Source organism: Neobacillus sp. OS1-32 (assembly GCF_030915425.1).
Classification (GTDB): Bacteria; Bacillota; Bacilli; order Bacillales; family Cytobacillaceae; genus Neobacillus; species Neobacillus paridis.
Genome location: NZ_CP133263.1, coordinates 3,247,525 through 3,269,644, shown reverse-complemented (window position 1 = coordinate 3,269,644; position 22,120 = coordinate 3,247,525). Strand labels below are relative to the sequence as shown.

21 protein-coding genes are annotated in these 22,120 nt (G+C 42.7%); all 21 read left to right on the top strand.

Going from position 1 to position 22,120, the window contains the following annotated elements:
• Nucleotides 1-320: 320 nt before the first annotated feature.
• The 21 genes from ispE to RCG24_RS16225 all read left to right on the top strand — a co-directional run bounded on the left by ispE (nucleotide 321) and on the right by RCG24_RS16225 (nucleotide 21,971).
• Complete coding sequence (ispE, locus tag RCG24_RS16325) at nucleotides 321-1,190, top strand: 4-(cytidine 5'-diphospho)-2-C-methyl-D-erythritol kinase (protein ID WP_202655473.1); 870 nt, start codon at nucleotides 321-323, stop codon at nucleotides 1,188-1,190.
• Nucleotides 1,191-1,303: 113 nt separating this feature from the next.
• Complete coding sequence (purR, locus tag RCG24_RS16320) at nucleotides 1,304-2,134, top strand: pur operon repressor (RefSeq protein ID WP_202655472.1); 831 nt, start codon at nucleotides 1,304-1,306, stop codon at nucleotides 2,132-2,134.
• A 2-nt stretch (nucleotides 2,135-2,136) separates the two neighbouring features.
• Nucleotides 2,137-2,511: a 2-iminobutanoate/2-iminopropanoate deaminase gene (gene ridA, locus RCG24_RS16315; RefSeq protein ID WP_306792968.1), complete on the top strand. Its 375-nt coding sequence runs from the start codon at nucleotides 2,137-2,139 to the stop codon at nucleotides 2,509-2,511.
• Between the two features lie 177 nt (nucleotides 2,512-2,688).
• On the top strand, nucleotides 2,689-2,979 hold the full coding sequence (gene spoVG, locus RCG24_RS16310; RefSeq protein ID WP_003347151.1) for a septation regulator SpoVG: 291 nt from the start codon (nucleotides 2,689-2,691) through the stop codon (nucleotides 2,977-2,979).
• A 195-nt stretch (nucleotides 2,980-3,174) separates the two neighbouring features.
• A complete protein-coding gene (glmU, locus tag RCG24_RS16305) occupies nucleotides 3,175-4,548 on the top strand; it encodes a bifunctional UDP-N-acetylglucosamine diphosphorylase/glucosamine-1-phosphate N-acetyltransferase GlmU (protein ID WP_308077488.1) in 1,374 nt (457 codons plus the stop codon).
• A 21-nt stretch (nucleotides 4,549-4,569) separates the two neighbouring features.
• Nucleotides 4,570-5,526: a ribose-phosphate diphosphokinase gene (locus tag RCG24_RS16300; RefSeq protein ID WP_202655493.1), complete on the top strand. Its 957-nt coding sequence runs from the start codon at nucleotides 4,570-4,572 to the stop codon at nucleotides 5,524-5,526.
• 139 nt (nucleotides 5,527-5,665) lie between these two features.
• Nucleotides 5,666-6,304 carry a 50S ribosomal protein L25/general stress protein Ctc gene (locus RCG24_RS16295; protein ID WP_202655469.1) on the top strand — a complete coding sequence of 213 codons (639 nt, stop codon included), beginning with the start codon at nucleotides 5,666-5,668 and terminating at the stop codon, nucleotides 6,302-6,304.
• Nucleotides 6,305-6,435: 131 nt separating this feature from the next.
• Entirely contained in the window at nucleotides 6,436-6,996 is a 561-nt protein-coding gene (gene pth, locus RCG24_RS16290; protein ID WP_202655492.1) for an aminoacyl-tRNA hydrolase, read from the top strand.
• 186 nt (nucleotides 6,997-7,182) lie between these two features.
• On the top strand, nucleotides 7,183-7,413 hold the full coding sequence (locus tag RCG24_RS16285; RefSeq protein WP_202655468.1) for an anti-sigma-F factor Fin: 231 nt from the start codon (nucleotides 7,183-7,185) through the stop codon (nucleotides 7,411-7,413).
• Between the two features lie 146 nt (nucleotides 7,414-7,559).
• Nucleotides 7,560-11,105, top strand: coding sequence for a transcription-repair coupling factor (gene mfd / locus RCG24_RS16280; protein ID WP_308077487.1), 3,546 nt, complete (start codon nucleotides 7,560-7,562; stop codon nucleotides 11,103-11,105).
• Between the two features lie 232 nt (nucleotides 11,106-11,337).
• A complete protein-coding gene (gene spoVT / locus RCG24_RS16275) occupies nucleotides 11,338-11,874 on the top strand; it encodes a stage V sporulation protein T (RefSeq protein WP_202655466.1) in 537 nt (178 codons plus the stop codon).
• 114 nt (nucleotides 11,875-11,988) lie between these two features.
• Nucleotides 11,989-13,620, top strand: coding sequence for a putative polysaccharide biosynthesis protein (locus tag RCG24_RS16270; protein WP_308077486.1), 1,632 nt, complete (start codon nucleotides 11,989-11,991; stop codon nucleotides 13,618-13,620).
• Nucleotides 13,621-13,626: 6 nt separating this feature from the next.
• Nucleotides 13,627-15,096 carry a bifunctional methyltransferase/pyrophosphohydrolase YabN gene (gene mazG, locus RCG24_RS16265; RefSeq protein WP_202655465.1) on the top strand — a complete coding sequence of 490 codons (1,470 nt, stop codon included), beginning with the start codon at nucleotides 13,627-13,629 and terminating at the stop codon, nucleotides 15,094-15,096.
• 68 nt (nucleotides 15,097-15,164) lie between these two features.
• Complete coding sequence (locus RCG24_RS16260; protein ID WP_202655464.1) at nucleotides 15,165-15,443, top strand: RNA-binding S4 domain-containing protein; 279 nt, start codon at nucleotides 15,165-15,167, stop codon at nucleotides 15,441-15,443.
• Nucleotides 15,444-15,516: 73 nt separating this feature from the next.
• Nucleotides 15,517-15,819: a sporulation protein YabP gene (gene yabP / locus RCG24_RS16255; RefSeq protein ID WP_202655463.1), complete on the top strand. Its 303-nt coding sequence runs from the start codon at nucleotides 15,517-15,519 to the stop codon at nucleotides 15,817-15,819.
• Nucleotides 15,816-16,448 (top strand): spore cortex biosynthesis protein YabQ, encoded by a 633-nt coding sequence (gene yabQ, locus RCG24_RS16250; protein ID WP_202655462.1) that lies wholly within the window; start codon nucleotides 15,816-15,818, stop codon nucleotides 16,446-16,448. The genes yabP and yabQ overlap by 4 nt, the downstream gene beginning before the upstream one ends.
• Before the next feature lie 15 nt (nucleotides 16,449-16,463).
• Nucleotides 16,464-16,847: an FtsB family cell division protein gene (locus RCG24_RS16245; protein WP_202655461.1), complete on the top strand. Its 384-nt coding sequence runs from the start codon at nucleotides 16,464-16,466 to the stop codon at nucleotides 16,845-16,847.
• 93 nt (nucleotides 16,848-16,940) lie between these two features.
• On the top strand, nucleotides 16,941-17,369 hold the full coding sequence (locus RCG24_RS16240; RefSeq protein ID WP_202655460.1) for a S1 domain-containing RNA-binding protein: 429 nt from the start codon (nucleotides 16,941-16,943) through the stop codon (nucleotides 17,367-17,369).
• A 303-nt stretch (nucleotides 17,370-17,672) separates the two neighbouring features.
• Nucleotides 17,673-20,147, top strand: a complete 2,475-nt coding sequence (spoIIE, locus tag RCG24_RS16235) for a stage II sporulation protein E (protein WP_202655459.1) — start codon at nucleotides 17,673-17,675, stop codon at nucleotides 20,145-20,147.
• A 95-nt stretch (nucleotides 20,148-20,242) separates the two neighbouring features.
• Nucleotides 20,243-20,980: a vWA domain-containing protein gene (locus tag RCG24_RS16230; protein WP_202655458.1), complete on the top strand. Its 738-nt coding sequence runs from the start codon at nucleotides 20,243-20,245 to the stop codon at nucleotides 20,978-20,980.
• The gene (locus tag RCG24_RS16225) at nucleotides 20,949-21,971 is read left to right on the top strand and encodes a protein kinase domain-containing protein (protein ID WP_202655490.1); all 1,023 of its coding nucleotides are present in this window, start codon (nucleotides 20,949-20,951) and stop codon (nucleotides 21,969-21,971) included. Before RCG24_RS16230 ends, RCG24_RS16225 begins: the two co-directional genes overlap by 32 nt.
• The last annotated feature ends 149 nt before the right edge of the window (nucleotides 21,972-22,120 follow it).

Genomic DNA, 22,120 nt, shown 5'->3' with positions numbered 1-22,120 from the left:
CTGATTTGCAACAACAGCAACCATTAGAATATTATTTTTCACAGGATATCAATCATAAAATACGTCTTACATGGTTCGTTTTGTGGTAAAATAGGACAAAATGTGGAAACGAAGTAAAAAGCGCAAGCGCCTCGGTCAGCCCCAACAAGCAAATGTTCTAAAAGTCCGTTTTTGACTTTTTAGGTCGAAGGTTATTTGACCTCGAGGGGATAGGCGCTCCTTGAAAAAGCTAACGCTTTTTCTTCGTGCGATGATAATTCTGATGAAGCATTCCTTGTGGAGCTGGATTAAGGAACGAACGATAAAGTAGGTGGACAAGCGTGAAGCTTTTAGTCAAAGCACCGGCTAAAATAAATTTAGCATTGGATGTTTTATATAAACGGCCTGATGGGTATCATGAGGTTGAAATGATTATGACTACCATTGATCTGGCTGATCGGGTAGAGCTGGCATTAACAAATGACGATAAAATACATATTCTTTCCCATAATCGCTATGTACCTGATGATCAGCGAAATTTGGCCTTTCAAGCAGCACAGCTGTTAAAGGATCGATATCAGGTAAAAAAAGGTGTCGTCATCACGATTGAGAAGATCATCCCGGTAGCTGCCGGGCTTGCCGGTGGAAGCAGTGATGCTGCAGCAACGTTAAGAGGGTTAAATAAACTGTGGGGACTTGGTTTGACGTTGGATGAATTAGCCAAACTTGGCAGTGAAATTGGATCTGATGTCTCTTTTTGTGTTTATGGCGGCACAGCGTTGGCAAAAGGCAGGGGGGAATCGATTACAGAGTTGCCTGCTCCCCCTACCTGCTGGGTCATCTTAGCAAAGCCATTCATAGGTGTTTCAACCGCTGAAGTCTATCGCCGGCTAAACATAAATGGGTGTGGGCATCCCAATATTGCTGCCATGATTAACGCGATTCATCAGCATGATTATCAACAGGTTTGTGCAAATGTCGGCAATGTTTTGGAGGATGTAACATTAAATCTTCATCCGGAGGTAGCCCAGATCAAGGATCAAATGAAGCGATTCGGCGCGGATGCTGTTCTTATGAGCGGCAGCGGTCCAACGGTTTTTGGACTGGTGCAGCATGATTCCAGAATGCACCGGATTTACAACGGATTAAGAGGTTTTTGTGATCAAGTTTTTGCGGTAAGAATGCTGGGTGAACGACATTCGCTTGATTAAAACCGCACAATAATAGTATTCTTTAATTAGAATATACGGTTTTGGCGGGAAAATGGGCAGTACGTCACAAAAGATCTTTTGTATTTGCCATACCGGTTTTTGGGGGGGTTGTTATGAAGTTTCGCCGCAGTGAACGTCTTATTGATATGACGAATTATTTACTGGATCATCCGCGTGAGCTGGTGCCGCTCACCTTTTTTGCTGAACGCTATTCTTCTGCCAAGTCATCCATCAGTGAGGATTTGGCGATTGTTAAAGAAACATTTGAGCAAAGAGGAATCGGCACATTGCAAACCGTTTCCGGGGCGGCCGGGGGTGTCAAATTTTTTGTAAAAGTCAGTATGGAGGAAGCAAAACCTTTTGTGCAGGAGCTTTGCGAGTTGATTGCTGACCCTGAACGGCTGTTACCAGGTGGATATTTATATATGACTGATATTTTAGGCAATCCTACGATTGTCCAAAAGGCCGGACGAATTATTGCCTCAGCCTATGCCGAGACCGATATTGATGTGGTCATGACAATTGCTACAAAAGGAATTCCACTTGCTTACGCTGTTGCCAGTCAATTGAATGTACCGGTTATTATGGTAAGACGGGATAGCAAAGTAACCGAAGGGCCAACCGTTAGCATCAATTATGTTTCTGGTTCGGCAAAGCGAATTCAAACAATGGTCCTTTCGAAGCGGAGTATGAAACAAGGATCACGCGTATTAATTGTCGATGATTTTATGAAGGCTGGCGGCACGGTCATGGGAATGATCAGCATGCTGGAGGAATTTAATGCCCATGTTGCCGGGATTGCCGTTTTAGTTGAGGCAGAAGAAACGGAAGAGCGGTTAGTCGATGACTATCTTTCCCTTGTGAGACTATCAAATGTTGACGTAAAGGAAAAAAAGATAAAGGTCCATGAAGGAAATTATTTTATTAAAAATGGGGGGAAATGAAATTGAAATACGTTCAAACTAATCAAGCACCGGCTGCGATTGGTCCATATTCACAAGGAATAATTGTTAACAATATGTTCTACAGTTCCGGGCAAATACCCTTGACACCAGAAGGAACACTAATCTCAGGTGGCATTAAAGAACAAACTCACCAGGTATTCCGTAATCTGAAGGCAGTGCTTGAAGCAGCAGGTGGCTCATTGGAGACGGTTGTCAAAGCAACTGTATTTATTAAAAATATGGATGAATTTGCCGCAGTTAATGAAGTGTATGGGGAATATTTTTCAGTCCATAAACCGGCACGTTCCTGCGTGGAAGTAGCCCGCCTGCCCAAAGATGTCCTAATTGAAATTGAGGTAATCGCATTAGTTAAATAGTAAGATAAATACGATTGTTGAGATTTTTTATTGCAAATGTTAAAAAATGCCCGTTTTTACATAAGTTCACTATTGAGCCCTTATTTTTCAAAAAATTTTTCAAATAAGGAAGGAATCCGCGGGGTTTTGTGGAATTATTAAACTAGCTTGTTATCAAAAGGAAAAGGGTGTGAGCACATGGAAGTAACTGACGTAAGACTACGCCGCGTTAATACTGATGGACGTATGCGGGCAATTGCTTCAATCACTTTAGATAATGAATTTGTTGTTCATGACATCAGAGTTATTGACGGGAACAACGGTTTATTTGTGGCAATGCCAAGCAAGCGCACTCCTGATGGGGAATTTCGTGATATTGCCCATCCAATCAATTCAGGAACGCGCGGGAAAATCCAAGAAGCTGTTTTGGCTGAGTACCACCGCCTTGGTGAGTTAGAAGTGGAATTTGAAGAAGCCGGAGCTTCCTGAGATTGAAAACAACTAGGGCCTTTCTTCGCTGAAGGCTCTTTTTATATTGGAAAAACCAAATCCTCGATCATTTCCTCTACGTTCTCTGTATATTTGACAAAATAAACCTCCCACTGTTCTTCTTGAAATGAATCCCTGTTTACGATAATATTTTATAATGGGTAAAAAGGATAAAAAGATATTGGAGGATTGTCCATGTCTAATCGTTATGCTGTGATTTTAGCCGCAGGACAAGGAACGCGGATGAAATCAAAGCTTTATAAAGTGCTGCATCCGGTATGTGGTAAGCCAATGGTCCAGCACGTAGTGGATCAGGTCCAAATGCTTAACATTGAGGAAATGGTGACGATCATTGGCCACGGTGCTGAGCAGGTTAAGGCACAATTAGGTGAAACCTCCAGCTATGCCTTACAGGAGGTGCAGCTTGGAACAGCACATGCTGTCATGCAGGCTGGAAGCCGTTTGGCCGGGAAAGAAGGAGTGACCATTGTTGTTTGTGGGGATACCCCGTTAATGAAGGCGGAAACGATGGAAGCACTTTTTAAACATCATGAGGACACAAATGCAAAAGCCACCATCCTTACGGCCAGAATAGCAGACCCGACAGGCTATGGCCGCATTGTACGTAATGATCATGGGCTCGTGGAAAAAATAGTCGAGCACAAGGATGCTACTGAGGCTGAACGGACTATTAACGAAATTAATACGGGAACCTATTGTTTTGATAATATTACCTTATTTGATGCTTTAAAGCATGTTTCTAACGACAATGTTCAAGGGGAATATTATTTACCGGATGTTATTGAAATTCTAAAAAATCAGGGTGAAGTGGTTTCGGCCTATCAAACCAATGATTTAAACGAAACTTTAGGTGTCAATGATCGGGTAGCCTTGGCGGAAGCAGAGCGGATTATGCGCTCCCGCATTAATGAACAGCATATGCGTAATGGTGTAACCATTATCAACCCGGCTAACACTTATATTGAAGCGGATGTGACGATCGGTCAGGATACGGTTATATATCCGGGAACGATGTTAAAAGGAAAGACATTGATTGGCGAAGACTGCCAAATTGGTCCATATTCAGAAATAGAGTCGTGTCAAATTGGCGATCACACAGTGGTTCGGCAATCAGCTGCTTTTTGCAGCTCGATTGGGTCACGGGTTAATATTGGTCCATTTGCCCATATTCGTCCAGACTCCAATATTTACGATGATGTCAAAATTGGAAACTTTGTTGAAATTAAAAAGTCTGTTTTTGGGCAAGGCAGCAAAGCCTCCCATCTCAGTTATATTGGCGATGCAGAAGTGGGCAGCGGCGTGAATATAGGCTGTGGCTCGATTACGGTTAATTATGATGGAAAAAATAAATATTTAACGAAAATTGAAGATGATGTGTTTATTGGCTGTAACTCGAACTTGGTGGCTCCAGTCACGATTGGTAAAGGAGCGTATGTAGCCGCAGGTTCGACGATCACGAAGAATGTACCTGGAAATGCACTATCGATTGCGCGTGCACGGCAAGAAAACAAGGAAAACTATGTAGACAAACTTAAGCTTAAGAAATAAGACCAATTACGGAGGCTCATGATGTCAAATCAATATTTAGATCCAAAAATAAAGTTGTTCAGTTTAAATTCGAACATACCCTTGGCACAAGAAATTGCCAAGGAAGTTGGCGTAGAATTAGGTAGATGTGCCGTGCACAGATTCAGTGACGGAGAAATTCAGATTAATATTGAAGAAAGTGTCCGCGGCTGCAATGTTTATGTGATTCAATCAACCAGCCAGCCAGTCAATGAAAATCTGATGGAATTATTAATCATGATTGATGCTTTAAAACGAGCTTCAGCAAAAACGATTAATATTGTTATGCCTTATTACGGTTATGCCCGTCAGGATCGAAAAGCCCGCTCACGAGAGCCGATTACTGCTAAGCTGGTAGCTAATTTGCTGGAAACTGCCGGGGCAACACGTGTGTTGACACTGGATTTACATGCACCGCAAATTCAAGGATTCTTTGATATTCCAATTGATCATTTAATGGGCGTACCGATTTTATCTGATTACTTTAAACAACGGGAGTTAACCGGCGATATTGTCGTTGTCTCACCGGATCATGGCGGGGTAACTCGGGCCAGAAAAATGGCAGAGCGCTTAAAAACACCAATTGCCATTATTGATAAACGCCGTCCAAGACCGAATGTCGCAGAAGTAATGAACATTGTTGGTAATATCGAAGGGAAAATTGCCATTTTGATTGATGATATCATTGATACCGCTGGAACCATCACACTGGCGGCTAACGCCCTCGTAGAGAACGGAGCGAAAGAAGTATACGCCAGCTGTACCCACCCGGTATTATCCGGCCCGGCGATTGAGCGTATCCAAAATTCAAAAATAAAAGAATTGATTGTAACCAATTCAATTGCCCTTCCGGAAGAAAAGAAGATTGCCAAGATTAAGACTCTCTCAGTTGCACCATTAATTGCTGAAGCGATCATCCGAATTCACGAAGAACAATCGGTCAGCACCTTGTTTGACTAATCAGTATCGTCCGGAAAAGGGTCTGGAGCGTGAATCGTCATTTACCTTCTTTCGTTCGTGGATAAAAAATGTTTAACCCTTCCTATTTTGGGGATATTTATAAAGAGTCTTTCGAAAAAAATAGGAAGGTGGCAAACTCATGAGTACTGTTTTACAAGCACAGGAGCGGAAGGATATGCGGCGGTCAGCATTAAAAAAAATCCGCGATAATGGCAATATTCCTGCGGTTATTTATGGAGCCAGGGTTGAAAACAAACCGGTGTTTGTTAGCTCGGCTGACTTAACAAAGACGATACGCCAGTCAGGCAGAAATGGCATTATTTCTTTAGATGTCGATGGCCATAAAGTAGATGTCATATTATCTGACTACCAAGCGGACAGTATCAATGGACAAATTATTCATATTGATTTTTTGGCCGTCGATAAAAAATCAAACATTACCGTTGATGTCAGACTTGTTTTAACGGGAGAAGCTGCCGGTGTTAAAGACGGCGGTGTTTTGCAGCAGGTGCTGCATGAACTGCCGATTACGACCACGCCGGATCAAATTCCTCCACAAATTGAAGTGGATGTGACAAACCTTCAGGTTGGTGAAACCACAACAGTTGGCGATATTCTTCACCAAGGTGATTTTACGATTAACCTCGAAGACGATACAGTCATTGCCTCGATTCTGCCGCCAAAGCAGGAAGAGGAAATTAATGCCGGTGAGCAGCAGGAAGGCGGTCATCCTGTTCATGAAGAAGGAAGAGAAACAGAGCCGCTGGGTAAAGAGTAAAACTAGAGAAACAGACGTAGCCTGGACCAGGTTACGTCTTTTATCGCATAATTTTAAAATGGGAGATAGCGATGTTTCGGAAATTATTGAAAAGACAGGTTAAAGCGGGAGAGGGAGAGAAAGAAGGACAGATGAGATTAATTGTTGGTTTGGGAAACCCGGGAAGGCAATATGAACACACAAGACATAATGTCGGCTTTGATACCATTGATGAGTTATCGAAACGCCTGAACATCCCGCTGTCGCAGTCAAAGTGGAAGGGCTTGTACGGAATCGGACAGGCATCGGGGCAAAAGGTGTTGTTGTTAAAGCCGTTGACCTTTATGAATTTGTCTGGTGAGGCGGTCAGAGCAGTGATCGATTACTATCAAATAGAGATAGAGGATTTGCTGATCATTTATGATGATCTTGATTTGCCGGTTGGGAAAATTCGGCTGCGGCAAAAAGGCAGTCCGGGCGGACATAATGGCATCAAATCGATTGTGGCCCATTTAGGGACTCAAGAATTTAACCGGATTCGGATTGGGATCGATCGACCGGAACCAGGGGTCAGTATTATTGACTATGTTTTAGGCAGATTCCGTCCGGACGAGAGCGCAGCGATCCAAGCGGCGCTAAAAAAGAGTGCGGAGGCCTGTGAGGCTTGGCTCACATTGCCTTTTTTACAGGTAATGAATCAGTACAATAAGTAATCGATACTCCCGTGCCAGCCTGTTCAAGGCACCTTCGGCTAAGCTAATAGATCATGATACAGGCCACCCGTTCATACAATAAAGAAATATAACTGGAAAAAATTCCTTGAAAACAATCAGATGTGAATAAGTTCCTCCGGCAGCGTTCATACTAGTAAAGGAATAGCAGATTAGGGAGGGACAGGTGTGGCCATTCATTATTATTGTCGTCATTGTGGCGTAAAACTTGGCTCGATTGAGCAAGTATCAGTTCATTCGGAAGTACTTGGCCTTGATAAATTAACAGAACAAGAGAGACAGGATATGGTTATATATGAACCATCCGGTGACATTCAGATAAGGGCAATTTGTGAAGACTGTCAGGAAAGCTTGGAACGAAACCCTGATTACCATCAATACGATTTCCTTATACACTAATCCGCTTTGGATCGATCTCCAAAGCATTTTTCTATTGCCATTTGTAAATGATATTTCCTTATAATCTCACAGAACTAAATAAGAAAAATGGAAAGCAGCAGATAAGAACGATTTCTGCTTGATTTGTTAAGGGAGGAGGAGAGCTCTTGCAAGGTTTAAAGTCATTTTTTCTCCATCAAGACGATGTTAGCACATGTATCGCTGGAGTCGATGGGGGATTAAAAGAACAGTTAATCGCCGGATTATCGGGGTCTTCGAGAACAGTTTTAACAGCAGCACTTTATCAACAAATAAACAGGCCGGTGCTATTCGTAACCCATAATCTATTACAGGCACAAAAACTCTATGATGATCTTGTTAATCTATTAAGTGAAAAGGAAGTATTTCTTTTTCCAGCCAATGAGTTAATTGCAGCTGAGCTTAGCATTGCCAGTCCGGAATTAAAGGCACAAAGAATCGAGGTTTTAAATTACTGGAGCAAGCAAAAACAAGGAATATGCATTGTTCCTATTGCCGGGTTGAAGAAAATCCTTCCTCCTAAAGTTTTATGGCAAAAATATCAGCTCTCTTTAAAGGTTGGCGAAGAGATTGATCCTGATCAAATCTTAAATAAGTTTGTGATGATGGGCTATAACCGTCAAGAAATGGTGTCGACACCCGGAGAATTTAGCGTTAGGGGCGGAATTATTGATATTTATCCGCTGACCGAAGCCACCCCTCTGCGGGTAGAATTATTTGATACGGAGATTGAGTCGATTCGCTATTTTTCGTTAGAAGACCAGCGTTCCAAAGAGAAAGTGTCCAAGGTATCAATCGGACCGGCAACCGAATTGCTATTGGAGCCGGAACATTACAGTCGGATTATTTCAGGACTTGAATCCGGATTAGCGGAAAGCCTTAGAAAAATCAATGATGAAAAAGCTAAAATACAGCTATCGCAGAATATCAGCTATGAAATCGAGCAATTAAAAAACAAACAAGAACCGGATCAGGTGTTCAAGTACTTATCGCTCGCCTATGAAAACCCTCATAGTTTACTAGATTATCTTCCGGGCAATGGCCTTGTTGTCATTGATGAAATCAGCCGGGTACAGGAAATGGATGATTCCCTTGTCAAGGATGAAGCGGAATGGTACACATCGCTATTAAGCGAAGGTGAAATTATTCATGACCTTCAGATATCTCATAAACTGCAGAACTTAATGCAGCAAAATGAGCATCCCATTCTTTACCTGTCACTATTTTTACGTCATGTCGCCAATACAAACCCGCAAAATATCGTTAATATTTCCTGCAAGCAAATGCAGAACTTTCATGGACAAATGCATCTGTTAAAGTCGGAAATTGACCGCTGGATCAAAGGAAATTATGCAGTTGTTTTTCTTGGCCCTGATGAGGAACGAGTGAAAAAATTAGAGCGGGTGCTCGAAGACTATGAAATTCCTGCGGTCGTTGCTGATGCTAATCAACAAATGCCGCCGGGCAAGGTTCAAATTATCAAAGCATCGTTGCAAACAGGGTTTGAATTACCGATTCAAAAGCTTGCTGTGATTACGGAACAAGAGCTGTTTAGTAAGCGGGTAAGAAAGTCTGTTAAAAATCGCCAGAAGCTTTCCAATGCTGAAAGAATAAAAAGTTATTCTGAACTTAAAGCTGGTGATTATGTTGTCCATGTCAATCATGGGATCGGAAAATATTTAGGAATTGAAACGCTTGTGATAAATGGAATTCACAAGGATTATCTTCATATTCGTTACCAGGGAACCGATAAGCTGTATGTGCCCATTGATCAAATCGATCTTGTCCAGAAATATGTCGGCTCGGAAGGAAAAGAACCCAAGGTTTATAAACTTGGCGGCAGTGACTGGAAAAAGGTAAAGAAGAAAGTCCAATCATCCGTTGAAGATATTGCTGATGATTTAATTAAGTTGTATGCCGAACGGGAAGCAGCCGTCGGGTTTGCCTTTTCACCTGATGGAGATTTGCAGCGGGAATTTGAGGCCTCGTTTGCCTACCAGGAAACGGAAGATCAATTGCGTTCGATTCAGGAGATTAAGAAGGATATGGAACGGCCGCGGCCGATGGATCGGCTGTTATGCGGTGATGTCGGTTATGGAAAAACGGAGGTGGCCATTAGAGCAGCCTTTAAGGCGATCACCGATGGCAAGCAGGTTGCCTTTCTGGTACCAACAACCATTTTGGCGCAGCAGCATTATGAGACACTGCGGGAGCGATTCCAGGACTATCCGATTAATATCGGCATTTTAAGCCGTTTTCGTTCAAAAAAGCAGCAAACGGAAACAATCAAAGGGTTGAAGGCCGGCTCGATAGATATCGTGATCGGAACCCACCGCCTGCTTTCAAAGGATATCACTTATCACGATTTGGGGCTTTTGATTATTGACGAGGAGCAGCGGTTCGGAGTTTCCCATAAGGAAAAAATTAAACGGCTAAAAACAAATGTTGATGTACTGACACTGACAGCTACCCCAATTCCAAGGACTCTTCATATGTCGATGCTAGGGGTTCGCGACCTTTCGGTAATTGAAACACCGCCGGAGAATCGTTTCCCTGTGCAGACATATGTGATGGAATACAATGGTTCGCTTGTCAAAGAGGCGATTGAACGCGAGCTTGCCCGCGACGGACAAGTCTACTTTTTATATAACAGAGTAGAGGATATTGAACGTAAGACGGAGGAAATTTCCATGCTGGTCCCTGATGCACGGGTGGCCTTTGCCCATGGACAAATGACAGAAAATGAATTGGAGTCGGTGATGTTAGGTTTTCTTGCCGGCGATTTTGATGTGCTCGTCAGCACCACGATTATTGAAACAGGTGTCGATATTCCTAATGTCAATACGTTAATTGTTTATGATGCTGATCGCATGGGGCTTTCGACACTTTATCAGCTGCGCGGCCGCGTCGGCAGATCGAATCGTGTCGCTTATGCCTATTTTACCTATCGAAAAGATAAAGTGTTGACAGAGGTTGCCGAGAAGCGTCTGCAGACGATTAAGGAATTTACTGAACTCGGCTCCGGCTTTAAAATTGCGATGCGCGATTTATCGATCAGAGGTGCGGGAAATCTATTGGGCGCGCAGCAGCATGGTTTTATTGATTCTGTCGGCTTCGATCTGTATTCGCAGATGTTGAAAGAAGCGATTGAGGAGCGCAAGGCTGAGCTTGGGGAAGAACATGTGGAAGTCAAGCGATCAGTAGAAATTGATCTGGAGATCGATGCCTATATTCCAGATGCTTATATCCAAGATGGACACCAAAAGATTGAAATGTATAAGCGCTTCAGGGGCATCGAAACGCTTCAGGATGTTGAAGAACTGGAAGCGGAAATGTTAGACCGCTTTGGAGAATATCCGGCCGAAGTTTCGTATCTGTTCCAAATTGCCGAAATGAAAGTTTTTGCCATTCAAAATGGAGTCGAGCAAATTAAGCAGTTGAAACAAGAAGTAACCATTTTATTAACCGAAGAAATCACGAACACGTTGGATGGAAGCAAGCTATTCCATATTGGCAGCCGCTTTGGCAGGTCAGTAATTCCAGGCATGGAAGGAAAAAGGCTCAAAATTATTGTCAATACCAAGGAATATAAAACGGAGCAATGGCTTCATATCGTGTTTGAAATGATTAAAGGGTTACCGTTAGCCAAGAAGGAACAGGAAAACCCAGTTTAAGAATGTAATCCAGAAATTGGACAATGATCATCAATGTTGCTTTTGCTTAACGCTGAAAAGGGAATATTTCCTCCGTCTGTTTAAAAATAGTGAATAGAACTTTCCAGTTGAAAGATACTAAGTTCAAAGTTGGCGAATAGAAAAGCGGCAGCGCCTTGGCGCTGCAGCTAGACAGTTACATAGTTTCTCGCCAAGTTGAAAAATCATCAGATGAAAAGTGAGGCAACATTGGATGAAAGCAACTGGAATAGTTCGTCGAATTGATGATTTAGGTCGAGTCGTGATCCCAAAAGAAATACGTAGAACTTTGCGTATCCGTGAAGGGGACCCGTTAGAGATCTTTGTTGATCGCGATGGGGAGGTCATTTTAAAGAAGTATTCACCAATCAGCGAATTAAGCGATTTTGCCAAAGAGTATGCAGAAGCCCTATTTGACAGCCTCGGTAATCCTGTATTGATTTGTGATCGCGATGCCTTTATCGCAGTAGCGGGCAGCTCTAAAAAAGATTATTTAAATAAAAATATAGGTGCATTAGTGGAAAAAGTGATGGAGGAACGCAATTCCGTTCTCGTAACACAGCAGAGTGATATCGCCTTGATTGAAGGGAATGAAGAGCCGATTTCATCATATACAATTGGGCCGATTATTGCAAACGGCGATCCGATTGGAGCAGTAGTGATTTTCACAAAAGAAGGAACGCTGGGTGAGGTTGAACAAAAGGCGGTTGAGACCGCCGCGGGATTCTTAGCAAGACAAATGGAACAGTAGAATAGAAAAGCGGAAGCGCCTGGGCGCTGTAGCTAGACAATGAAAGGCAGCGCGGCTGCCTTTTTTCTGCCCCTAAATCCCAACTATGCTATAATACTACATTGGAGTTCAAAAATGGCAGGTGAGCCAATGAAGCAGACTTCTTCAGCGCAGACTTTAGTTAAAGGAACCTTTATTTTAACCATTGCGGCCGTCGTTACGAAGATTTTAAGTGCCGTCTATCGGGTTCCTTTTCAAAATATTGTCGGTGATATCGGCTTTTACATATATCAACAAGTTTATCCGTTTTACGGCATTGCCGTTGTCCTTTCGACGACCGGGTTTCCAGTAGTCATATCAAAGCTTTTTACCGAACAACAGGAAAATGGGAATGAGGAAAAATCCCGCTTTCTCTTGCTTGTATCCTATTTTTCGTTACAGTTTTTTGGCCTCGTTTGTTTTCTTAGTCTTTATTTGGGAGCAGATAAAATTGCCATATGGATGAATGACGGTGAACTGGCAAGTTTAATCAAGGTCGTCTCGATTGTGTTTTTAACCTTTCCGCTTGTTTCCGTGTTACGCGGTTATTTTCAAGCCAGGGGGGACATGGTACCAACCGCCTTATCACAGGTAGGTGAGCAGACAGTACGAATTGTAACGATTCTTTGTTTAGCCAGTCTGTTTATTCATAAAGGCTTTTCCTTATATCTGGTGGGCAGTGGTGCGATGGTTGGGTCCATTACCGGCAGTATCATTTCCGCAATTATCTTGTTTATGTTTATTTGGAAACGTAAAGAATGGAAACGAATTGTTCCTGAAAAAGTAAACTTGCACAGCTATTATCTTGAGATAAAGGAAATTGTTAAAGCTCTGACCGTGCAGGGGTTTTTGGTCTGCATTAGCGGCCTGCTGCTGATTATGATACAGCTGGTAGATGCTCTAAATCTTTATTCATTACTGACTGCAAGCGGTATCGAACAGTCAATGGCGAAAGGCCTGAAAGGGATTTTTGATCGCGGGCAGCCGTTAATTCAATTAGGAACTGTCGCCGCAACATCGATGTCACTAGCGATTGTCCCATTGATGACAAGGGAAAGACTAGCAGATCATACAGCCAGCTTGCATGATAAAATACGGCTTGCTGTAAAGTTAAGTATCGTCATTGGGGCAGGAGCCTCCTTTGGCTTATGGGCGATCATCAAACCAACCAATATCATGTTGTTTGAAAACGAATTTGGCTCGGACATACTGGGAATTCTTAGTTTTGTCATCTTGTTTACTTCGGTCATACTAACGGTGATTGCGATCATGCAAGGATTAGGCAGCCTGCTATTTCCCGCTGTTGCTGTTGCTTGTGTATTTCCGCTTAAATATTTTCTGAATATCTTACTCATACCTATATACGGAACCATGGGTGCGGCTGTTTCATCGTTAATCACACTTGGATTGATTAGTCTTGTTTTTATCTTAAGGCTGAAGCAGATGGTCGGCCTATCTCTGCTGCCATTCCGGTTGTTATTGATCGTTGCTGCGGCAACATTTGCGATGCTTGTTTTTTTAAAGGCCTTCTTATTTGTTACCGGGGTAATCTTTAGTACACACCATATTGGACGGGCAGGGGCGGCCTTGGAGGCGTTAGGAGCTGTAATTGGCGGCGGATTTACTTATTTATGGGTGATTATGAGGGGAAATGTGTTTCTGAAGGATGAGCTTGTCTTATTTCCATTTGGCAGCAGGCTCATGTACTTAATGTCACGAAAGGATTAAAAAATCATGATGAAAAAAATTGAAATCATCGGTCTCGGGGCTGGAGAGATCGACCAGTTGCCGCTGGGCGTGTATCGCAAATTAATCAAAGCAGAGCATCTGTTTTTACGGACAAAGGAACATCCGGTTGTTGCCGAACTGGAACAGGAGGGGTTAAACTATACCTCCTTTGATTCAGTCTATGAAAAGCATGCCCAATTTGCCGAAGTGTATCAGGAAATTGTCCAGATATTGCTGAAGGAGGCGGAAACGGCTGATCTTGTTTATGTGGTTCCAGGGCACCCGCTTGTGGCCGAGCAAACGGTTCAGCTTTTGCTGACGGCTGGCCCGAAACAGGGGATTGAAGTAACCATTGGCGGCGGGCAAAGTTTTATCGATCCTTTATTGGCTGCATTAAAGATTGATCCGGTAGAAGGGTTTCAACTGCTTGATGGAACCTCACTTCACTCCGGTCAGCTGCAAATCGACCAACATATCATCATCACCCAGGTGTACGATCCATTTTCTGCCTCCAATGTTAAGTTAACCTTAATGGAAAAATTGCCGGATGATTACGAAGTCGTGATTGTAACTGCGGCGGGCAGTCAGGATGAAGTCCTGACCAAAGTGCCGCTCTATGAATTGGATCGCCATGTATCACTTAATAATTTGACTTCAGTATATGTCCCGCCTGTAACAAATGATCAGATTTTGTGGAAGACATTTACGAGGCTTTGCCAGATTATTGCCGACTTAAGGGGTCCCGAAGGTTGTCCGTGGGATAAGGAGCAAACCCATGAATCATTAAAAAAATACTTGATTGAAGAAACTTTTGAGGTGATCGAAGCGATTGACAGCGGTGATATTGATCATTTGATTGAAGAACTCGGTGATGTCCTACTCCAGGTGATGCTTCATGCCCAAATTGGCAGTGATGAAGGGTATTTTACTATTGATGATGTCATTGAAGGTCTGTCAGCAAAAATGGTCCGCAGACACCCACATGTATTTGGTACCGGGTCGGCGGCAAATGCTGAAGAGGTTGTGAGAAATTGGCAACAGATTAAGAAGCAGGAAAAAGGTGAAGTAAAACCGGCTTCGATTTTAGAGGGCGTTTCCTATTCGTTGCCTAATCTCTTGCGTGCTTATGAACTGCAGAAAAAGGCTGCAAAGGTTGGTTTCGATTGGAAGGAAATTACCCCCGCCCTGGAGAAAGTAAAAGAGGAGCTTGAGGAATTTTCCGCAGAGCTGGATGGAACGGATGAAGGTCTTGACCGGGCAAAGCAGGAATTCGGGGATGTGCTGTTTGCCATTGTGAATGTAGCCAGGTTTTTAAAGATTAATCCGGAGGAGGCTTTATTTGCCACCAATGAAAAGTTCATCCGCCGGTTCCGCTATATTGAGCAAAAGGTGCAGGCAAGCGGCAGGGATTTTGCGGATTATTCGCTTGAGGAACTGGATCGGTATTGGGAGGAAGCGAAGGCAAAGGGTCTATAAAGTGAAACTTCCATCAGTGGGGGTCTTACTGCCTGTTAAGGCGGGATAAATAAGGAGGAGCAATATTTATGCGATTGGATAAGTTTTTAAAAGTATCGCGGTTAATTAAGCGCAGGACTTTAGCGAAAGAAGTATCGGATCAAGGCAGAATTGAGATTAATGGCAAGGAAGCCAAGGCCAGTTCGACGGTTAAGGTTGGTGATGAATTAACCCTAAGGCTTGGGCAAAGGAAATTGACGGTAAGAATTGAGCGGATTCAAGAGACAACCCGGAAAGAAGAAGCAGCCGAAATGTATACGATTTTGCAAGAAGAAAGGGTTCGACCGACAGATAACCCGGTCGACTAATCCGGTTCTAATTTTTCATTTTTCACATAAAAATGTACAGAATGGTTGTACAAATGATTGTGAGGGATGAAAAATGAGCCAATTATATGAGCCAAATACAGCAAAAGACAGTATTCAGGATCATGATGTGATCATGAGAGGAAGAAAGCTTCTTGATATTACAGGCGTCAAACAAGTGGAGAGCTTTGATAATGAAGAGTTTCTGCTAGAAACCGTGATGGGGTTTTTGGCGATTAAAGGGCAAAATTTGCAAATGAAAAATTTGGATGTGGAAAAAGGGATTGTGTCGATCAAAGGTAAAATTTATGACTTGGTGTACCTTGATGAGCACCATGGGGAGAAAGCTAAGGGATTCTTTAGCAAGTTATTCCGATGACACTTTCGACGCAATTTTTAACAATGGTTTCGATGATTGGCATGGGGTCGTTGTTTGGTGCTATGTTTGACACGTATCAGCGCTTTTTAAAACGACCGAAACGTAAAGCTTGGATTGTGTTTATCAATGATTTATTATTTTGGGCGATCCAGGCATTACTGATCTTTTATATTTTATTTCTTGTTAATAAAGGAGAAATCCGGTTCTATATTTTTCTTGCCCTTATTTGCGGATTTGCTGCCTACCAGAGCTTGTTACAAGGCATCTATCTGCGCTTGCTCGAAGGGGTTATCCAAATCTTCATTTACACTTACCGATTTATTAAAAAGTCCCTCCAGCTTCTCATTTATAAACCGGTCGTTGGTTTGATTCAGCTAATTTCGGTGATTGTTTTGGCATTTGGCAAGGGGCTGTGGACCCTTGTCAAATTCATTTTCCAAGCATTTCAATTTATCATGAAGATCATCCTGGGAATTTTGGAAAAAATATTTTTGATATTATGGGGACTTTTGCCGAAAGGTCTTAAAAATTCAGTCGAGAAGTTATATAATAGAATAGCAGGAAATTCCAAGAAAATAACGAATTATATGATTAACTGGTTAAGTAAATGGAAGAAGAGAAAAGAGTAAGGAAGGGTAAGGAAAATGGGAGCGGAAAGACGAAGGAATGTTTCCAAGATTCAGACAACGTATCTCAAGCAGCAGGAATATGCAGAAATTGCCTCAGCCAGGAAAAAGAAGCTGTTAATCAGACGGCTTTCGTTATTTTTTGTTTTGGCCAGTGTTATTTCTTATTTAATGATTTCCAGTGTTCTTTCCCAATCCGCAAAAATAGAAGCGAAAACTGCTGAAAAGCAAAAGCTGGAACAGAAGTTATCACAGTTGAAGAAGAAAGAAAGTATTCTGAAAGAGGACATCGTGAAACTCCATGATAAGGATTATATTGGGAAGCTGGCAAGAAAAGAATACTTTTTCTCGGAAAAGAATGAAATTATCTTTAATATTCCGGAAGAGGATAAGGAAAAATGAACCAAAGCTTAAGCTTATTGACACTTAATTTTTCCTTTCTGTATAATAAAGTAAGTATGATTTTTTAAATTTTTAAGGAGGAACATTTTTTTTATGTCAATCGAAGTAGGCAGCAAGTTACAGGGAAAGGTAACAGGGATTACAAATTTCGGAGCGTTTGTGGAGCTGCCGGATGGATCAACAGGACTCGTACACATTAGCGAGGTTGCTGACAATTATGTAAAGGATATCAATGATCATTTGAAAGTTGGTGACCAAGTAGAGGTCAAAGTCCTGAATGTTGAAAAGGATGGGAAAATTGGCCTGTCCATTAAGAAGGCCAAGGATCGCCCAGAGCCTAAGGAAAGGAACTCCCATTCGCAACGTCCTCGTCATGGTAAGGCCAATGACCGCGGCGGCAATAGAACAGAAACCTTTGAAGCAAAAATGGCGCGCTTTTTAAAAGACAGTGAAGACCGCCTATCTTCGCTAAAGCGACATACAGAGTCAAAACGTGGCGGAAGAGGAGCCAGACGAGGTTAATATACTTGCTGCTAACTTTTAAGCGAATATAGCAGAATGACAAGACGGGTCACTGACGACCTGTCTTTTTTTTGTCTAGCTGCTCAGGCCAGACTATGCCAGCTGAAATTTGTACGGAGGAAAAGCGTTTGCTTAAACAAGCGAACCCTAAATCACAAATTTGGCCTCGTTTTGAATGATTATGAGTGAATATAGTAGAAACAGTCGAACAAATTTGGGGATTCCGTTCATAATTTTGACAAACTTTTAAATCTAGCAATTTTATAATAGGGGACAACTAGAAAATAGCAGGGGAGTGGTTCCATGGGAAAGGTAGAACAAGAGTTAATAGAGTCGCCCGGGGAAGTTAATTTTCAGACAACAGAAATGGCTTTTCAGAAGATAATGAGGAAAATACAATTTCAGCTGGAATCCTTTTTTATCAGAAAAGGGATTCTGCTCTTAATGATCGGATTTTTACTTGGGCGCGCGCTAATTCTGGCGAAATTGACCCCATTTAGTCTACCTTTTTTCGCATCTGTCTATGTCATTAAAAAGGATCGGGCACCACTTGCCCTTATAGGATTAATCACTGGCGCGGCAACTCTTTCATTAGCCAACGCCGCTTTTACCTTTACAATCACCATTTTCTTTTTGATTGTCTTCCGAATCAGCCAAAAATGGCTTAAGAATGAAATGAAGGCACTGCCTTTCTATGTTGCCGCCATTCTCGGTGTTGGAAAATGGGCAGAGTCCTTTATCCTTTTCCATCAATTAACAATCTATAATGGCATGATGGTGGGGGTTCAAGCGTGTCTGGCGTTTATTTTAACTTTAATCTTTTTACAAAGCATCCCGTTATTCACTTTATATAAAAGACGCCAGCTGTTAAAGACGGAAGAAATCGTTTGCTTAATTATCATGCTGGCATCGATTATGACCGGCACCATCGGCTGGAAGCTTTACGATCTATCGATTGAACATATTTTGGCCCGCTACTTGGTGATGATCTTTGCTTTCATTGCCGGTGCCACAGTCGGCTCAACAGTTGGCGTCGTGACCGGGCTGATTTTTACCCTTGCCAGCATTTCCAGTTTCTATCACATGAGCTTGTTAGCATTCACCGGGGTGCTGGGTGGCTTGTTAAAGGAAGGGAAAAAAGTGGGCGTTTCATTTGGATTACTCATTGCTACGTTGTTAATCGGAATGTACGGCGAAGGTGGCGGGTCGGTAAAACTGATGCTGCTAGAATCGGCTGCCGCAATTGGATTATTTCTACTGACTCCTAGGGCATTGACGTCAAGACTGGCAAAATATATTCCCGGGACTCCGGAATATACAGCTGAACAGCAAAAATACATGCGGAAAATGCGCGATGTGACCGCGCATCGGGTTTCGCAATTCTCCAGTGTCTTTGATGCCTTGTCGAAGAGCTTTTCACAAATGGAGCTTCTCTCAAAGGAAGATGAAGGCCAGCGGGAGCTTGATTATTTCATGGGCAATGTCACCGCAAAGACCTGTCAAAACTGCTTTAAGAAGGAGCAGTGCTGGGCGAAGAACTTTGCTACAACATATACTGCGATGGAGGAAGTTATTCATGAAATGGATCAAAATGACGGCAGTATCTCCTTAAGGGTGTCAAGGGAATGGGAAAAGCTTTGTTCCCGTCCGAAAAAGGTCTATGACACGATCAGTCAGGAATTAACTTTTTTTCAAGCCAGTAAAAAGCTAAAGCGAAAAGTTCATGAAAGCCGGAAACTGGTTGCCGATCAGTTAATGGGCGTTTCTGAAGTGATGGATAATTTTGCAAAAGAAATTCAACGGGAACGGGAAAATTATTATAAGCAGGAAGAGCAAATCATTGAGGCGATTCAGGGGTTTGGCATCCATATTGAGCAGGTGGAAATCTATAGCTTGGAACCGGGTAATATTGACATTGAAATGGCTGTGCCATTCTGCAATGGCCACGGTGAATGTGAAAAGTTAATTGCTCCGATGCTGACGGATATTCTGGGGGAAACAATCGTCGTGAAAAAGGAGGAATGTGCCAGCCATTCCGGTGGTTTTTGTCAGACCACTTTTAGGTCCTCCAAGGCATTTGTTGTTGAAACAGGTTTTGCCCATGCGGCCAAGGACGGCGGGTTAATTTCAGGTGACAGCTATTCGACAATTGAACTCGGGTTTGGAAAATATGCGCTAGCAATCAGCGATGGCATGGGAAATGGCGAGCGTGCTCATTACGAAAGTAAAGAAACCCTCCAGCTGCTGCAAAAAATTCTGCAATCAGGGATTGAGGAAAAGGTAGCCATTAAATCGGTCAACTCGATCCTCTCGCTTAGAACCACGGATGAAATCTTCTCGACATTGGACTTGGCCATGATTGATTTACAAACCGCTGCAGCCAAGTTTTTGAAGATTGGCTCCACCCCGAGTTTTATTAAACGAGGCCATAAAATAATAAAAATCCAAGCCAGCAATTTACCAATGGGGATTCTTCAGGAGTTTGAAGTAGATGTTGTCGCTGAGCAGTTAAAGGCTGGCGATTTGTTAATCATGATGAGTGACGGGGTCTTTGAGGGACCAAAACATGTGGAAAATTATGATGTATGGATGAAACGGAAGCTGCTCGAATTGGAAACCGATGATCCGCAAGAGGTGGCTGATTTGATTTTAGAGGAAGTGATTCGCTCCAGGGCGGATATGATTGATGATGATATGACGGTGGCAGTAGCGAAAATTAAGCACAATACACCGAAGTGGGCCTCCATTCCGGTTCAGAAGCTTAGGCGTCAGGCATAACTGCTTTATTTTATCCAGCTCTGTCAATAAATATGTATAAATAACCTTTTCCCCGTCGAAAATGATAGCAACTCAAGTTGTGGAGGGAGTAGGTTATGTACACAGGTAAAATCCGTCAGATTCTATTAATTACAGATGGCTGCTCAAATCAAGGCGAGGACCCGATTGCCATGGCTGCACTCGCCAAGGAACAGGGTCTGACCGTTAATGTGATCGGAGTAATGGAGCACGACGTCATTGATGAAAAAGGAATAACCGAAATTGAAGGGATTGCCGCCTCAGGCGGCGGGGTGAGCCAGATCGTCTATGCGAAACAGCTTTCGCAAACGGTTCAGATGGTCACCCGAAAAGCAATGAATCAAACAATCCAAGGGGTTGTCAATCGCGAACTGCAGCAAATTTTAGGGCGTTCCCAATCAATGGAAGACCTTCCTCCGGAGAAACGTGGTGAAGTGATGGAGGTTGTCGATGAATTAGGGGAAACTGTCGATTTAGAAGTGTTGATTCTTGTCGATACAAGCGCAAGTATGAAGCAGAAGCTGGAGACAGTAAAAGAGGCTCTGCTTGACCTTTCCTTAAGCTTAACGGCAAGAACAGGGAATAACCAATTTTCCGTTTATGTATTTCCCGGGAAAAATAGTTATGTCGAAAAATTGCTCGATTGGACTCCAAAACTACAAAGTTTGGCAACCATTTTTTCACAACTGTCAACCGGGGGCATTACACCTACGGGACCAGCGATCAGAACTGCCCTTTCCTCGTTTAACCAAAAACGTTCAATAAGGAGCCTGCTGTCAAATGATGATGAATCATTCTTTGAAGAGTCAGTGTAAGGTTCGCTCTGGTACGGTTATAACAGGGAAATGGCATGGCAATCAGTATACGGTTATAAAGGAACTGGGATTTGGCGCAAACGGAGTGGTCTACCTTGCCAGTTTTAAGGGAGCGCAGGTAGCGTTGAAAATGAGTGATAATGATATGTCAATCACCTCTGAGGTTAATGTGTTAAAATCCTTTGCAAAGGTCCAGGGGCCATACTCCCTTGGGCCTTCTTTGCTTGATGTCGATGATTGGACAAGCAGCCAGGGAAGGATTTCTTTTTATGTAATGGAATATATCCACGGCCCCAATCTGCTGTCTTTTTTAGAACAAAAAGGGAAGGCCTGGATGCCTGTTCTCTTTCTTCAGTTATTAAATAATTTAGCTGAACTTCACGAAAAGGGTTGGGTGTTCGGTGACTTAAAACCGGAGAATTTAATTATTTCCGGACCGCCGCCCAAAATCAGGTGTATCGATGTTGGCGGTACAACAATCCAGGGCCGGTCGATCAAGGAATTTACGGAGTTTTATGACCGGGGCTATTGGGGACTGGGCTCGCGAAAAGCTGAGATAACCTATGATTTATTTGCCGTGGCGATGATGATGATAAACTCAGCCTATCCAAAAAGATTTAATAAAACAACTGGCGGAATCTCCCAACTCCGAGAGGCACTCCGGCAACGGCCGGAACTTAAAATGTATGAATCGGTCATCATAAAGGCGTTGCAGGGCCACTATCGGAGCGCCGGGCAGATGCGAACAGACCTGTTGGAATGTATCAGCGATCAGCCCAATAGAGAAAATGTTAATAGCAAAACAGGGCGGCGAAGAGGAAACAGTGTCGCTGGAATCAAACAATCAGCCCCGACGTCTCCAGATTCTAAACCAATGACGAGGAAACAATATCGCAGAAAACAGAAAAAACACAATTGGCTGGAATTTTTTCTGATTATGGTAGTTGTAGCGACTTTCTATGCCTTGTATATTGTACTAAAATTACAATAATAAGTGAAACTTCTTTTGAAGTTAATCGTATTAAAGGAATCAATGAGTTTTAAGGGACAATCTTTTGATAGAGAGAACCTATAGTTTGAAACAAGCTTAAATAAAGTTGTAAACTAAAAGGTAACTTATATCTAAGGAAGAGTGTATTT